This window comes from Corynebacterium sp. L4757 (genome assembly GCF_043673995.1).
Taxonomy (GTDB): Bacteria; Actinomycetota; Actinomycetes; order Mycobacteriales; family Mycobacteriaceae; genus Corynebacterium.
Genome location: NZ_JBIMEN010000006.1, coordinates 110,686 through 125,092, shown reverse-complemented (window position 1 = coordinate 125,092; position 14,407 = coordinate 110,686). Strand labels below are relative to the sequence as shown.

13 protein-coding genes are annotated in these 14,407 nt (G+C 53.2%); 9 read left to right on the top strand and 4 right to left on the bottom strand.

From position 1 onward, the window contains the following. The first annotated feature begins 29 nt into the window (after nt 1-29). The 3 genes from ettA to ACG98I_RS08885 all read left to right on the top strand — a co-directional run bounded on the left by ettA (nt 30) and on the right by ACG98I_RS08885 (nt 3,124). Nucleotides 30-1,700 carry an energy-dependent translational throttle protein EttA gene (gene ettA, locus ACG98I_RS08895; protein ID WP_394720127.1) on the top strand — a complete coding sequence of 557 codons (1,671 nt, stop codon included), beginning with the start codon at nt 30-32 and terminating at the stop codon, nt 1,698-1,700. Nucleotides 1,701-1,898: 198 nt separating this feature from the next. Then, the gene (locus tag ACG98I_RS08890) at nt 1,899-2,372 is read left to right on the top strand and encodes an acyl-CoA thioesterase (protein WP_394720125.1); all 474 of its coding nucleotides are present in this window, start codon (nt 1,899-1,901) and stop codon (nt 2,370-2,372) included. Nucleotides 2,373-2,449: 77 nt separating this feature from the next. Continuing rightward, a complete protein-coding gene (locus ACG98I_RS08885) occupies nt 2,450-3,124 on the top strand; it encodes a hypothetical protein (protein ID WP_394720123.1) in 675 nt (224 codons plus the stop codon). Nucleotides 3,125-3,147: 23 nt separating this feature from the next. Here the strand turns inward: ACG98I_RS08885 and chrA are convergent, their stop codons facing one another. Next, entirely contained in the window at nt 3,148-4,362 is a 1,215-nt protein-coding gene (gene chrA, locus ACG98I_RS08880) for a chromate efflux transporter (RefSeq protein ID WP_394720121.1), read from the bottom strand. 114 nt (nt 4,363-4,476) lie between these two features. On the opposite strand from chrA, the gene ald reads away from it, so the two are divergent. Next, nucleotides 4,477-5,562, top strand: coding sequence for an alanine dehydrogenase (gene ald, locus ACG98I_RS08875; protein ID WP_394720119.1), 1,086 nt, complete (start codon nt 4,477-4,479; stop codon nt 5,560-5,562). A gap of 94 nt (nt 5,563-5,656) precedes the next feature. Here ald and ACG98I_RS08870 read toward each other — a convergent pair whose 3' ends face one another. Both ACG98I_RS08870 and ACG98I_RS08865 read right to left on the bottom strand, forming a co-directional pair. Further along, nucleotides 5,657-6,046 carry a globin gene (locus tag ACG98I_RS08870; protein ID WP_394720117.1) on the bottom strand — a complete coding sequence of 130 codons (390 nt, stop codon included), beginning with the start codon at nt 6,044-6,046 and terminating at the stop codon, nt 5,657-5,659. A 4-nt stretch (nt 6,047-6,050) separates the two neighbouring features. Beyond that, nucleotides 6,051-7,103 (bottom strand): mechanosensitive ion channel family protein, encoded by a 1,053-nt coding sequence (locus ACG98I_RS08865; RefSeq protein ID WP_394720115.1) that lies wholly within the window; start codon nt 7,101-7,103, stop codon nt 6,051-6,053. A gap of 492 nt (nt 7,104-7,595) precedes the next feature. Between ACG98I_RS08865 and ACG98I_RS08860 the strand changes: the two genes are divergently transcribed. The 4 genes from ACG98I_RS08860 to ACG98I_RS08845 all read left to right on the top strand — a co-directional run bounded on the left by ACG98I_RS08860 (nt 7,596) and on the right by ACG98I_RS08845 (nt 10,886). Continuing rightward, nucleotides 7,596-8,759, top strand: coding sequence for a cystathionine gamma-synthase (locus tag ACG98I_RS08860; RefSeq protein WP_394720113.1), 1,164 nt, complete (start codon nt 7,596-7,598; stop codon nt 8,757-8,759). A gap of 67 nt (nt 8,760-8,826) precedes the next feature. Next, nucleotides 8,827-9,549 (top strand): SDR family oxidoreductase, encoded by a 723-nt coding sequence (locus tag ACG98I_RS08855; RefSeq protein WP_394720111.1) that lies wholly within the window; start codon nt 8,827-8,829, stop codon nt 9,547-9,549. Between the two features lie 37 nt (nt 9,550-9,586). Then, nucleotides 9,587-9,931, top strand: coding sequence for a hypothetical protein (locus tag ACG98I_RS08850; protein WP_394720109.1), 345 nt, complete (start codon nt 9,587-9,589; stop codon nt 9,929-9,931). A gap of 211 nt (nt 9,932-10,142) precedes the next feature. Then, nucleotides 10,143-10,886 (top strand): GntR family transcriptional regulator, encoded by a 744-nt coding sequence (locus ACG98I_RS08845; RefSeq protein WP_394720107.1) that lies wholly within the window; start codon nt 10,143-10,145, stop codon nt 10,884-10,886. A 220-nt stretch (nt 10,887-11,106) separates the two neighbouring features. Here ACG98I_RS08845 and pepN read toward each other — a convergent pair whose 3' ends face one another. Further along, entirely contained in the window at nt 11,107-13,662 is a 2,556-nt protein-coding gene (pepN, locus tag ACG98I_RS08840) for an aminopeptidase N (RefSeq protein ID WP_394720105.1), read from the bottom strand. A gap of 90 nt (nt 13,663-13,752) precedes the next feature. Between pepN and ACG98I_RS08835 the strand changes: the two genes are divergently transcribed. Beyond that, the gene (locus ACG98I_RS08835; RefSeq protein ID WP_394720104.1) at nt 13,753-14,376 is read left to right on the top strand and encodes a DsbA family protein; all 624 of its coding nucleotides are present in this window, start codon (nt 13,753-13,755) and stop codon (nt 14,374-14,376) included. Nucleotides 14,377-14,407 lie beyond the last annotated feature (31 nt).

The following is a 14,407-nucleotide window of genomic DNA, read 5'->3' as shown; positions in this document are numbered from 1 at the left end:
AAAACTCAGAAAGAATAAAGGGGAGTGAGATGGGCGAATTCATCTATACGATGAAGAACGTGCGTAAAGCCATCGGCGACAAAGTCATTTTGGACAATGTCACCATGGCGTTCTACCCAGGCGCGAAGATCGGTGTTGTAGGCCCTAACGGCGCGGGTAAGTCTTCAATTCTGAAGATTATGGCTGGCCTGGATCAGCCATCCAACGGTGAAGCATTCCTGGATCCAGGCGCTACCGTAGGTATCTTGCAGCAGGAACCGCCTCTGAATGAAGAGAAGACGGTTCGTGAAAACGTCGAAGAAGGTCTTGGTGACATCTTCGAGAAGAAGCAGCGCTTTGAAGCTATCGCCGAAGAAATGGCGACCAACTACACCGATGAGCTCATGGATGAAATGGGCAAGCTGCAGGAAGAACTCGACGCAGCTGACGCGTGGGAAGTTGACTCCAAGATTGAGCAGGCAATGGAAGCGCTTCGCTGCCCGCCATCTGATGCCAACGTTACCCAGCTCTCCGGTGGTGAACGTCGCCGTGTTGCACTGGCCAAGTTGCTGCTGAGCGAACCTGACCTGCTCCTGCTCGACGAGCCTACTAACCACTTGGATGCGGAGTCCGTGGAGTGGCTGGAGAAGCACCTGGAAAACTACCCAGGCGCCGTCCTTGCTGTGACACACGACCGTTACTTCCTGGACCACGTTGCTGGCTGGATCTGCGAGGTCGACCGCGGCAAGCTTTATCCTTATGAGGGCAACTACTCCACCTACCTGGAGAAGAAGGCCGAGCGTCTTGAGGTTGCTGGCAAGAAGGATGCGAAGCTACGCAAGCGTCTGAAGGATGAACTCGCATGGGTTCGTTCCGGTGCGAAGGCACGTCAGGCAAAGAACAAGGCTCGTCTTGAGCGCTACGAGGAGATGGCAGCCGAGGCAGAGCAGTACAAGAAGCTGGACTTTGAAGAGATCCAGATTCCAACTCCTCCACGCCTGGGTAACAAGGTTGTGGAAGCGAAGAACCTGACCAAGGGCTTCGACGGACGTACCCTGATTAAGGAGCTGTCCTTCACCTTGCCTCGTAACGGCATTGTTGGCGTCATTGGCCCGAATGGTGTTGGTAAGACCACGCTGTTCAAGACCATCGTTGGTTTGGAAGAGCCAGATTCGGGTTCGGTAGAGGTTGGCGATACCGTCAAGCTGTCCTACGTTGACCAGAACCGTGCGAACATCGACCCAGAGGCAACCGTCTGGGAAGTTGTGTCTGAAGGCTTGGACTACATCGTTGTTGGCCAGAATGAAATGCCATCACGTGCGTACCTCTCCGCTTTCGGCTTCAAGGGTCCAGATCAGCAGAAGCCATCCAAGGTTCTTTCCGGTGGTGAGCGTAACCGCCTGAACCTAGCGTTGACGCTGAAAGAAGGCGGAAACCTGATTCTGCTCGATGAGCCTACCAACGACTTGGACGTGGAAACCCTAGGCTCCTTGGAGAACGCCTTGGAGAAGTTCCCAGGCTGTGCAGTGGTTATTTCGCACGACCGCTGGTTCCTCGACCGCACCTGTACCCACATTCTGGCGTGGGAAGGCAACGTTGAAGAAGGCCAGTGGTACTGGTTCGAAGGCAACTTCGGTGACTATGAGAAGAACAAGATTGCGCGTCTTGGTGAAGATGCCGCTCGTCCTTCCCGCGTTACCCACCGCAAGCTGACGCGTTAATCAGAAAGCTTGATGCCCATGGCGCAGATAGCGCCCTGGGCACGGTCTGAATAGACTGTATGGCGATAGTGCGAGGAGGAAAGTGCCTTGTCCTATCGCCTTTTCGTTTGCTTCAGTACTTAATGAATTTTTAAACCCAATCATTTAATGTGTGCCCTGGTCATACCAGGAAAAATACCCAAGGAGCATTGCCGCCTCATGGCTTCAGATTACATTCACTCTCACCGCGTTCCAGTTCGTTGGGCGGATTTTGACCGCTACGGACACATCATGAACGCGAACTATGTTGAAATCGCCCAGGAAGCTCGCCTGGCGTTCGCGGAAGATAAATTCTATTCACAGGATATGGAGTTCGCTGCTTTCGTTCGCCACCTGGAATTGGACTTCCGCAAGCCAATTGAGCCTGAAGGCAATACTGAGCTTCTGGTGGAGTCACAGGTAGTTGAGGTAGGAAACACCTCTTTTGTGACTCGCCAGGAAATCAAGGATAAGCATGGTCGCACCGCGTGCGTAGTGGAGTGCGTCCAAGTGGCTGTTGACCTAGATACCCAAACTCCACGTCCACTCAATGATGCTGAACGTGAGGTTCTGCTTGATATCGGAGCAACCAAGGAAGAAAAGTCTGCGGATAACTCCGACCTCGGATTGGGTGAGATCGGATACGACGACTAGTCAAAACCCGGTTGCACGCTAGAGTCGATGGAGAATAAGTAACTTACACTTTCATCGATTTTAGAAGGAGACGCACCATGGATGAATCATTAGTGCTTTACGGCGGCGGTGCAGGGATAGTTTCTTTCCTTGCCCGTGTGACGGGCATTGATGCCTCAGCTATGGTGCGTCTTCGTCAATTGACGGACGGTTCTGACGGTAATCCACCAGTAGTGGACGTCTTTGCTACTACGCCATTTGAGGTTGTCGCAGCCCGCCGACTGCAAGGCACAGTAAGCCGCGATGGGGCAGTAGTTGGTGCTGACACCATGTTGTCAGCATTGAACGCGACCGATGTTTCCTCGGCCAGCATGGATGCTCCGCTGGAACTGAATTTGGGACGCCCGCGCGACCCATCTTGGCCCGGTGCATTGCCGCCGGCTACTGGCTTTAAGCTCATTGATAATTTGCCGGTGGATGTGGTTCGGCATTTGGCTGATGAAGGCCAAAAACTTGCCCGGCAATTCTCTGGTCCCATGGGACCTCCACAAAGTTTGATGAATCAAACCGTGGTTACGGCCGAATCTGGGGATGTGAGCGTGGAAATTCCGATGCGGATGATCTTCGCCTGCACGAACCTGGGACTAATCCCCAGCTTCGCAGCCCCCATGGACGTGCCCCGCCACCTACGCGTGTCTGGCTTAAGCCGTTGGGTACGCATTGATGCGCCTTTCGGCTCGGTTTACCACTCCAACCGCTTGTCCCTGTTCTAACAGACGAAGAAGATTTTCTACCTTCAGAGGAAAACCGCGCCGTAGATGATGGCAAATGCTGCGATAACCCATGGCGGTATTTTGCCCCATGACAGTGCAGCAAAGCTGGTGGCGGCAAGGACGAGCGAGCCGATTCCGTTAACACCGTGCGTGATGATGGGATCCCACAGAGCAGCTGCCAAAATGCCGACAACCGCGGCGTTGACAGCAGTAAATGCTCCGCGAAGCGTTGGGTTGTTTTGCCACTTCTGCCAGAAGTGAAGACCGGCAATCATCAGCAGCGCACCAGGTAAGAAAATCATGATGGTGCCAAAGACTGCGCCACCTATCCCTGCGTCGACTGCTCCCACATAGGAAGCGAAAGTAAACAGCGGCCCGGGGACTGCTTGGGCGAGAGAGTATCCTGCGATAAATTCTGACTGCTCCAGCCAGCCGCTGTGCACAAAATGTCCCTCCAAAAGCGGAAGAACAACGTGACCGCCTCCGAAGACCAAAGCGCCTGCCTGAAAGAAGGCATTGGCGCGGGTAAAGAACCATCCCCCAATCAAAGCCGCGCCTGCCCACAGTCCGACAAGCCCGAGCATGAATACGGCGAGTGAGATTATTGCTGCGCGTCCGGAGACAGTGCGTGTAACAAAAGAAGCCTCGGGAGTGGTACCTGCGGATTTCCCTTTGTCATCAGGCGTGGTGGTGTTTCCTGCAGTGCGAGGGGATAAGAAGATAATGCCAATAATTGCGGCTGCGACGATGATAGCGATGTGCAGGAAAGCGGCTGAGAAGAGAACCAAGACTGCCAAAGTGACAATCGCGATTACCCACGTCAGTGGCGACGTGAGTAATTTGCGCGCCATTCCTAATACTGCGTGGGCGACGACTCCGACAGCGCACGCCAAGAGCCCCGCGATCCAGCCGGTGCCTGAGACATCAATATTGGACTGGCTCAGTGCAAGACCAGCGATAGTGAGCAAGATTGCTGATGGTGCTGTGAAAAGAAACCACGAGTAGATAAGCCCTAGCCATCCGCCGCGGAAATAGCCGATAGCCTGTCCTACCTGTGATGAGGCTGGTCCGGGTAAAAATTGAGCGAGGGCGACCGTATCTGCGTAGCTATCCTCACTTAACCAGCCTCGACGCTTAACAAAGACCTCACGGAAGTAGCCGAGATGGGCAGTAGGACCCCCAAAAGCGGTCAATCCTAGTGGGCCAAAAGTCGAGGTGAGGTCCTTGAAAGCAGTCACAGTAAAAGACCCTAAACTAGTATTCCGATTTCCGCTGAAGACGAGATTATGCAGCGTAGTGTGGAAAGTATCTACTTAGTAGAAAGAAACACTCCGCACCTAGAAAGGCTCAATATGCGCATCGGTATTCCTGCAGAAATCATGAACAGTGAAAGCCGCGTGGCCGCCACTCCGGCGTCCGTGAGCACCCTGGTCAAGGACGGACATGAGGTCTTCGTTGAATCTGGCGCTGGTGTAGGTGCAAGCTTCCAGGATGAGGAATACCGTGAAGCCGGCGCGACCGTGCTGGAGACAGCGAAAGAAACTTGGGAAACAGCCGAGCTTGTCCTCAAGGTTAAAGAACCGCTGGAGGAAGAATACGGCTATCTTCGTGGAGACCTCATTCTGTTTACCTATCTGCATCTTGCTGCCTCAAAGCCCTTGACCCAGGCGCTGATTGATTCCGGCTGCACAGCAATTGCGTATGAAACCGTCACTGATCGTAGCGGTGGCCTACCGCTGTTGACTCCGATGTCACAGGTGGCAGGACGCCTTGCCGTAATCGAAGGTGCACACCACTTGATGTCGACTCAAGATGGACGCGGTGTGCTGCTACCTGGTGTCCCTGGCACGAAGCCAGCACGCGTTGTGGTTATTGGTGGTGGCCAGGTGGGTGCTTCGGCCGTGGCTATGGCAACGGGACTTCGCGCCGAGGTTACTGTCCTCGATTTGGAACCACGCATCCTGCAGAATTTCGACGACCAGTACAAGGGTCAGGTGCGCACGCAGATTTCTGACCCAGTTACGCTTCACGAGGAACTATTGGATGCTGACTTGGTCATCGGTGCTGTGCTCATTCCAGGTGCCGCTGCACCAAAGCTGGTAACTGAAGACATGGTCAAAGACATGAAGCCGGGTGCAGTCCTCGTGGATGTTGCGATTGACCAAGGCGGTTGCTTTGAGAATTCTCAAAAGACCACCCATGATGCGCCGACCTATAAGGTGCATGACACCTTGTTCTACTGCGTGGCCAATATGCCTGGTGCGGTTGCAAATACGTCCACCCGCGCATTGACGACAGCGACCCTGCGCTATGTTCGCGACATTGCGGAAGAAGGAGTGGAGGGCGCCTTCGACCACTTCCCAGGTCTGCGCGATGGCCTCATGACCCGCGGTGGCAAGCTGCTTTCTGAGCCAGTACGCAAGGCACTAGACCTGTAGTTTTTAGTTCGTTCTTACATACAAAAAATGATGGCCCGAGGAATCCTAGGAAGGAAACCTCGGGCCATCAGCATTTAAGAGAATTAATGAGCACCTAAGGGGCTTTGTTAATCAGCATGGCAGCAACTTGCTGCATGTGCTGCCAAATCATCTGGCGATAAGCTTGCGGAATGGTTTCTTCATCGATCTTTTCCAATGAATTCGCCATCAACTCCAACCAGCGATCATGTGCTGCCATGTCGATGGGGAACTCAAAGTGGCGCATACGCAGACGCGGGGCACCGCGGTTCTCGTTGAACAGCGCGGGGCCACCCCAGTATTGAACGAGGAACCAGCGGAGGCGATCCTCAGCACCGGCCATATCCTCTGCCGGATACATCGGGCCTAAGATGTCATCTTCTGGGATTTGTTCGTAGAAGCCCCTGACGATCTTTTCGAAGGTTGGCATTCCACCAATCGCCTCATACACGCTGGCTGGCTGCATGTGCTTATTCCTCGTCCTTCTTCAGCTGTGGTGCAGTTATACCAATACCATACGGGTAGGGGGTAACAATTCCAGCTTCATGCATGTCATTGAGGACGCGAGCCTGCAGAATACGCTGCACGTCCCACTGGGAACCAGGCAAGGTCTTTACAGAGACACGGAAGGAGAGGTAATCCGGCTGGAAGTCGGTGACACCGTTGACCACTGGTTCATCCAGAATAAGGTCAGCAACTTCTGGAGTCGTTGCGTTGTATTTAACGCTCTTATCAATGACCTCAAAGGCCTTCTCTGTGTCATTAGAAAGTCCAACAGGGACCTGTACACGGGCAACAGAGAATTCATCAGAGTGGTTAGCGACCTGCAGAATCTCACCATTGCGGACATACCAAAGCGCGCCGTCGATATCGCGAACGGTAGTAATGCGCAGGGTGATTTCCTCGACGTCACCAAAGATGCCATTGCCCAAGTCAATGGTGTCGCCAATGCCGTACTGGTCTTCCAGCAGCATGAAGATACCGGACAGGAAGTCCTTGACCAGCGACTGTGCACCAAAACCAAGTGCAACACCAATGACACCGGCGGATGCAATCAGCGGCGCGATGTTCACGCCAACCTGGTCCAATATGAGCAACACGGCCAAGGACCAAACCAAGATTGCAGCCGCAGAACGGGCGACATTAGCGAGGGTCTTGATTCTGGAAACGCGCCGATTCTCATGCGCCTTATCCATCGCGTCGAGCTGTTTTTCTTGCTTCTCTTTTTGTTTCCGATTGTTGCGGCCGGGCACGGTCAGCTTCGAAATCGGGTTATTTCGAATGGTTTTCTTCTCAATGGAAGACTGGGCGAGCTTATTAATGACACGGCGTACCAGCCAGTGCAATATCAGCGCGACAATGATGATCATGGCGATGCGGAGTGGTACCCGAATTAGCCATTCCTGCGTCGTCGGGTCTTGCCACCAGGTGGTCACATTATCCACTGCTTCACTGGTAGATGACGGCGCCGAAGCCATCAACGTCGTATCTGAAAGTGAGAAGAAATGAGACAGAATAATCACAAACTTTCGAATCCATTTAGTTGCGCATCAGAGACCATCTGGTCTGACCTGGCCCTAAAGACGGCCCTTGCGTAGACCGAATAGTCTCTACGCGCTGTTTTAAGTACTACCCCGATAGTAGTGAAGCACCCTTAATCTTTCCTGAACGATATGTCTCGGAGAGGTAAACCACCTCGTATTTGCTTAACAAAGCAGTTCCGTCTGGAGGTGTATTCGCAGGTTATCGAGGTTGTAGAGCTGGAGATCCGTGGCGCCGTGCTTTGCAATTGCAGCCTCGTGTGGCCGATTAGTGCATTGGCACTATTGGTGAGGTGAATAATATTCGTTGATCTGTCCTGGAAAATGAACAGCTTAGTCTATAGTGGGCAGTGTTTGAGAGAGTCCCGCGGGCGCTAGTTCTTATTATTTATCGGCTGAAATATGAAGTATTAAGCAGACTGATCAAGTGCCTGTACTCGAGTAACGACAAGAGATCTCTGGAGGATTGAGTAGATGTCTGGAAAGACGAAGCGCGAACTTGCCAACGGGTTCAACTCCCGTGCTATCCACGCAGGTTGGGAACCAGATGAGCATATGGGCTCCATCAACGTGCCAATCTATGCATCTACGACCTTCGCACAAAATGGCCTGGCAGATCTGCGTGGCGGATTTGAGTATGGCCGCGTAGCAAACCCAACCGTGCGCTCTTTAGAGCACACCCTGGCAGCATTGGAAGATGCCAAGTATGCACGAGTGTTTGCGTCTGGAATGGCTGCGACGGATGCGTTGATTCGCATCCTTGTCCGCCCAGGTGATCACGTCATCTTGGGCAATGATGCTTATGGCGGAACCTACCGCCTGCTCAATAATGATTATGGCGAGTGGGGCTTGGAGCTGACCATCGTGGATACCTCCGATGTTGACGCCGTGAAGTCCGCTATTCGCGAGAACACCAAGCTCATTTGGCTGGAGACCCCAACCAACCCTGCTCTGACGGTATCGGATATTCAGGGTATTTCTGACATTAAAGGTTCCGCTCAGGTAGTTGTGGATAACACCTTCGCAACCCCTTACCTCCAGAACCCTTTGGAACTCGGTGCGGACTACGTATTGCATTCCACCACCAAGTACCTTGGCGGCCACTCGGACGTTCTGGGTGGCGCTGTAGTAACGAATGATGAGCATGTTGATGAGCGCTTGCTCTACTTCCAGGGCTGCGTTGGTGCGGTATCTTCACCATTTGATGCGTACTTGACTGCTCGTGGCATAAAGACTCTGGCTGTGCGCATGGAGCGTCATTGCACCAATGCTCAACAGGTGGCGGAATACTTGGAATCTCGTCCTGAAGTAAAGCAGGTTCTATACCCAGGTCTGCCGTCCCACCCTGGCCATGAGCTAGCGCAGAAGCAGATGCGTGGATTTGGTGGCATGATGTCCGTGCGCTTCCACAATGAGGACCACGCACGCCAGATCTGTTTGAACACTCGTTTGGTGTGTCTTGCGGAGTCTCTCGGTGGTGTTGAATCTCTTATCGAGCACCCAGAAAAGATGACCCACGTTTCCGCTGAAGGCTCTGAGCTGGTTCCACCATCAGACCTGGTTCGTATCTCCATCGGTATTGAAGATATCGAAGACTTGCTTGCAGATTTCGAGCAAGCGCTCGATGCTCTCGACTAGTCAGGTAGCTTTTGCACTTTACTAGCTTCATGGCTCATTAGGTTGTTGTCTCGCTAGGGTGGTGGGTATGACTCAAAACAATGAATCTGCAAATGGACTCGGTACCGAAAAGATAGCCGTCGTAACCGGTGCTACTGGCGGTATGGGCGTAGAAATCGTCGCTGATCTTGCTCGTGACCATCACGTATATGCCTTTGGCCGTAACCAAGAAAAGCTCGATGCATTGGCTCAGCAGCATGAGGGACAGGTGACCGCTCTCGGTGTGGATTTGCCTGCGGAACTAGAGAACCTCGAGGCAGTAGTCCCAGATCTTGAGCGAGTTGACGTGCTGGTTCATGCGGCTGCTATCGCGCAGGCGAAATCAGTTGAAAGCGCCCGCGTCGAAGACTGGCGTGGCCACATGGACCTGAACGTGCATGTGCCAGCAGAATTAACTCGCGTGCTGCTGCCTGCGCTGCGGGAGGCGGAAGGAACCGTCATCTTCATTAACTCCGGCGCCGGACGCGGTGGCTTTGGGGATAATGTGGTGTACGCAGCAAGCAAGCATGCGCTCTACGCACTCGCGGATAGTCTCCGAAAGAGCGAGCTAGGAATCCGCGTCTCCACTATTGCACCCGGTCCGACCGATACAGGAATGCTGCAGGGGCTCAACGCTGGATACAACCCAGACCATGTCATCGCTCCTGTTGAGGTTGCACGCGCTATCCGCGCGGTAGTCGACGCCGGGCCAACAACTCAGCTCACCGAGATTCAGGTTCGCCCACGAATTGAATTGGCTGACCGTAAATAGCCAGGCAGTCATCTAATTGAAGAAAGTGAGCGAATAGGTGATTGTCACCGCTTTGGCCTTGGTCATTGTTGGCTTAGCCATGATGTTTATAGGGCTGCTCATGCGCCGCAAGCGGCTCAAGATGGGATCCTCGTGGGGATTTAGAAACGAAGAAACAATGAGTTCAGAGGCGATATGGAAGCGCAGTCATGTTGCTGGCGGATGGACAATCATGATGGCGGGCTTGGGCGGAGAAATTGGCGGAATCATTCTTCTATTTCTTTCCGCTGCGTCCATGACGGCTCAAACAGTGATAGTTATCTGTACCTTGGCATGGATCGTCATGATGTATATGGGTGCACGAAGCAAGGTTTCAGAAGCTGCCCGGAGGATGAATCTTTAGGGTATGGGAAAGTATATTTATTGTTGTATATGTTCATACTTTGTTGAACTCTTGGGGTCCGGTCTTTGAAGTATCGCTCTTGTTCGGCGCGTTGGCCTGGCTTGAATGTGGCTGATTTTGTGGTTTGTGTTCCGTAAATTCTGGCGGGGTTCATTCCTAGACCTTTAGGGAAGCTCCCCAATTAAATGTATAAACTATTAAACTTATTGGCGTGAATATCAAGCGTCCTATTAAGCCCGCCTATCTTGTTATCGCAGAATCGATTCGACAACAGGTGAGAAATGAGCAATTGAAACCTGGCGATCGGTTGCCCACCGAACGCGAGTTGGTAGATGAATTCGGCGTGGCAAGAATGACCGTGCGCCACGCACTGGATACTTTACAATTAGAGGGTCTTATCGAAAGGCGCCGGGGGCGCGCAGGCGGCACGTTCGTCTATGCAGAAAAAGCCGTTATTGAATCCATTAGCGTGGATGGCCTCCAGTCGCGCATCGTCGTTGAAGATTCAACGATTGAAACCAAGATTCTTGGTCTTCAAAAGCTTTCCGCCACGCAAGAAATAGCCGAAAAACTTGAGATGAGGGCAGGAGCGGAAGTGTGGGAACTGAAACGCCTGAAATTTCGAGATGGCGAGCCAGTAATGCTGGGGATTTACTTCTTTCCCGCCGACATCTATCCAACACTATGTGAAGAATCCGTCGCTATACCCTTGGGCGAAATGATGAAGGATCGCTTTGACATCACGCCGGCTCATTTAGTGGAGTCCGTGGAGCCGTATCTTGCGAATGAACAGGAATCCGAGCTGCTTGGGCTCAGGGAGAACCAAGCAGCGCTGCAGATTACTCGGCAAACCAAGGGACGTGATGGAGCCATCATTGAAGCCTCACGAGGCATTATCCATCCCGATCGGGGACGGCTCGAGCTGGTCGCAGGACGTGATCCTGCACCTCGATAGGGGGTACTCACGGGGTAGACCATTAAGAATTGGGCGCGTACTTTTCATGTAATGCCAGCCTTGTTGGTCCACTTTATGGCCGCTATTAAACTCCAGGGCGTTGTCTTAGATTCGAGGCGTACTTTGTAGGACAAAGAAACCTCACACACCCCTCACAGCATGAGAGGCTATCCCCATTGTCTGGAGATAGCCTCAACGCAGTAGGAGGTGTGAAGTCCGGTTAGGACTCTTGTGCGTCAATGGCACGGTTACGAAGCACGCGTGCCAGGCGATCACGTTCTTCGGTCACCGCGCGACGCAAGCCACCAGGAAGCTCAGATGCCAGGAACGCATCGGTTGCATCGATCGTGGACTGCTCGACTATCCATGATGGGTAAAGGCCCTGAATAGTGGTCAGTGCAATCTCGGTAGAGCCTGCATCCCAGACCTTTTGTGCGTTGGCAAAGTACTCATCAACCGCAAATTGCAGGTGCTTATCCGACCCGGTCTTGTTCAAGCCCTCGAGCTTGCTGCGCAGCTCCAGGTTGGTCAGAGATAAGGACATGATCTCATCCCACACCGCACGCTTATTCTCATCAGAGTTAAACGCAGCAAGTGCACGCAGCGATGCCTGGTAGCCGGAAGCAGTGTTATCTGCTTCCAACTCCTGGGCAACCAGCTGCTTCACCGCTTGCTCATCCTGTTCACCTTCGCCGATAGCACCGTTGGCAATCAGCGCTGCTAGTCCCTTCCAACGCAAGCCCTTGTCGTCAGAAGTCTCACGCAGATTAATCAGGTGATCACGTGCGGCATCATTCAAAGTAATCTTGGTCAGAGCCTGATTGAAGACAATGGCACGATTATCGGCACCATTAGCATCGGCAGCATGTGCTTCGGCCAAGAAAGCATCGGCAAGCAATGCATGACCTTCAGCCTTCGCCCACGCTGGGTCGGCGTAGGTGTCCACGGCGGTAATCGCCTGGTTGATGATGCGCTCGAGCACGCCCATCTCCGTCTCAGCAGCCAGACCGCGGGCCACCAGCTGAGCAAAATCACGCGCGCGCATAGTGCCAGCGCGGGTCATTTCCCAAGCAGTAGACCAGCACAACGTACGTGCCATAGGGTCTGCGATCTTGTCAATGTTGGCGATGACAAAGTCCACGGTTTCCGGGTCAAACTCGAGCAAGGTGTAGGTCAGGTCATCATCGTTAAGCAAAATAAGCTCTGCAACCTCGGCACCCGCGAGCTCTGGAACTTCGGTTAACTTGCCGGTGATATCAACTTCAACCTGCTGATAACGGGTAACCTGCTCGCCGTCTTGGCGGTAGAGGCCAATCGCGATGCGGTGGGTGCGCAAGGTATCGCCGGACTGCTTGACCTTAAATGAGGTGTAGGCGCCATTCTCCTGCTCCGTCTCAGCGGACAGTGTGTTCACGCCAGTGGTCTTGAGCCATTCCTCAGCCCAAAACGAGAGGTCACGGCCGGATGCTTCTTCCAAATGGCCGAGGAGATCTGCGAATGTCGCATTTTCCCAAGCGTGGGTGGTGAAGTGGCGGCGAACGCCAGCGAAGAAATTCTCGCGGCCCACATATGCCTGCAATTGCTTGAGCACCGATGCACCCTTGGCATAAGTAATGCCGTCGAAGTTTTGCTCCACGGTCTCTATATCGGAAGCATCCGTGGAAATTGGGTGAGTGGTGGGCAACTGATCCTGCTGGTAGGCCCATGACTTCTCCACGTTGGCGAAAGTGACCCATGCGGTGTCATATTCGGTGTTTTCAGCCTGGGAGATAGCCGCTGCCCAGGTTGCGAAAGACTCATTGAGCCACAGGTCATCCCACCATTTCATGGTGACCAAGTCACCGAACCACATGTGTGCGAGTTCGTGCAGGATGGTATCCGCGCGGCGCTCATACATGTAGTGCGTGGCCTGGGAAGAGAAAACGTACTCATCACGAATGGTGACACAACCAGCGTTTTCCATGGCGCCCGCGTTAAACTCTGGCACGAAAATCTGGTCATACTTGCCAAATGGGTACGCGAAGCCGAAATTGGCGTGATAGAAATCAAAGCCCTGCTTGGTTTCAGTAAAGAGCTTCTGTGCATCGAGATGCTCCGCCAGCGATGCGCGGCAGTACAAGCCCAATGGAACCTCAAGGTCTGCGGCAGGCTGGCCCTCTGGATGTGCCGCAAGTTTGCCCTGCCAGGTGTCGGTGACCTCATAATAAGGACCCGCACACAGCGCGATGAGGTAGGTCGACAGCGGCGTATCAACCGTGGCGCGCCAGGTATTGCGCTCACGGGTAACAGGGGAGTTGGTGATGATCTTCCAGTCACTCGGCGCGTGGAAGGTCAAAGAGTAGGTAGCCTTCATATCTGGCTGGTCGAAGCAAGCGAAAACACGCTTGGCGTCTGCCGTTTCAAATTGGGTGTAGAGATACACCTTGTCATCCGCTGGATCGACAAAACGGTGCAGGCCCTCACCCGTGCGGGAGTAGGCAATCTTCGCGGTGACCTTCAGCTCATAGTCTGCGATTTCTAGACCACTCAGCGCGATGCCATAGGTGGGGTTATAAGCATTGAGCGGCAGTGGCACGCCATTGAGACGGGCATCAATAATCTCATCAGCACGCAAATCAATGAAGGTGGAACCTGGCTTCTTTACCTCAAACTTCACGGTGGTGGTGGAAGTGAAATAGTGCTCATCATTCAGGTCCAGCTCAACGTCATAGTGTGCGACATTGATCAGGTCGAAGCGGTGTTGTGCCTCATCGCGAGTGAGGTTGACAGAGGTCATAAAAGTAAACGCTCCTTGGTCGAAATTATTCATTAAGCTTGTTGGTTGCAACAAGCGACAGTATTCATACTATGCCTAGGAGCTAAATCTGTGTCTCAATCAGTGAAATTTTGGTTTGACGTAACCTGTCCATTCGCGTGGGCTACTTCCCGCTGGATCAAGGAAGTAGAGAAAGTCCGCGATATTGAGGTCGAGTTCGTTCCAATGTCTCTGGCAGTGCTTAATGATGGCCGTGACCTGGACGAAGGTTACATGGAGATGATGAAGGCTGCGTGGGGTCCTGCACGCGTTTTTGCCAAGGTTAAGACCGAGGAGCCAGCCAAGGTTGATGAGCTCTACACCGTATTGGGCACCATGCTGCACGGCGAAGAGCAGGCCGGTAAGAAAGGCTCCGGCGCTTATGATGAGCTAATCAAGGAAGCACTGGCTGAGGTTGGTCTGGATGCTTCTTATGCTGATGTAGCTAACACTGAAGACGTTGACGCACAGCTGCGTGAGTTCCACAACGAGGGCATCAATTCCGTTGGTGATGAGGTTGGCACTCCAATTGTGAAGCTGGGCGACACCGCTTTCTTCGGCCCAGTTATTACCCGCATCCCAGCCGGCGAAGAAGCCGGCGAGATTTTCGACGCCGCTGTTCGCCTATCTGAGTACCCTTACTTCTTCGAGATCAAGCGCACTCGCACCGAGATGCCACAGGTTTCCAACAAGTAGGACTTAAGCCCAAGCCTGAAGTCCTAGTATT